1 protein-coding gene is annotated in these 914 nt (G+C 35.2%); it reads right to left on the reverse strand.

Features of this window, described 5'->3' with window-relative positions; genetic code table 11:
* The coding region (locus tag B3J44_RS17915; protein WP_414654819.1) for an exo-beta-N-acetylmuramidase NamZ family protein at positions 1-791 on the reverse strand (791 nt) is incomplete at its 3' end.
* Between the last annotated feature and the right edge of the window lie 123 nt (positions 792-914).

Genomic DNA, 914 nt, shown 5'->3' on the forward strand with positions numbered 1-914 from the left:
AAATTTATAGACTGGTCATTTGGCAAATTTGGAGACGGTTTTACCAATAAACTGTATGGCATTGTTCTGCTGTAATCTACACAAGGAATAACGGTTAGTTTGCATTGAGCGCCATCTTTTAGCCATTTTTCTCCATTTACCATTTGCGCATATTCGCCAATTGTCATTCCGTGAAGTAGCGGAATCGGGTGCATGCCAACAAAACTGGTAAAATCTTTTTCTAAAAGTGGTCCGTCAACAATAGAACCATTTGGATTTGGTCTGTCAAAAACAATAAGCGGAACGTTATTTTCTGCACAAGCTTCCATAACATAATGTAAAGAAGAAATGTAGGTATAGAATCGTGCGCCTACATCTTGCAGATCAAAAATCATGACATCAATTCCAGATAACTGCGCTGGTTTTGGTTTTTTGTTGTCGCCATAAAGTGAGATAATTGGCAAATCTGTTTTCGGATCTTTTCCGTCAACGATATGTTCACCGGCATCTGCTGTTCCTCTAAATCCATGCTCAGGAGCAAGAATAGTTTGAACAGCAATTTTTTTCTCCAATAGAAAATCTACTACATGCGTTTTGTCAGATAAAATTCCGGTTTGGTTAGTTACAATTCCAACTTTTTTATCCTTTAAAAGTGGCAGGTATTTTTCGTAATTGTCAGCACCTGTTTTTATAACAGCGTAATTCATATCTACTGAAATAATAGTTTTATTGGGCTGAATGACTGCCGAATAAGACGCAGCATGAAACAGAAATGCTGTAACAAAAGCACTTTTTGCTATAAATTTTATCATTTTAATACAGTTATTAGTTAGAGACAAAATGGACTAATAAAATTAAGATTTTATCGGAGAATATATGATTGTTTTTGGTAGACTGGGGGAATCTAAAAACTAACAAGATATAACCTGAATGAA

Origin of the sequence: Flavobacterium sp. UBA4854, assembly GCF_002399805.1 — a bacterium.
In the GTDB taxonomy this organism is placed as follows: domain Bacteria; phylum Bacteroidota; class Bacteroidia; order Flavobacteriales; family Flavobacteriaceae; genus Flavobacterium; species Flavobacterium ginsengisoli.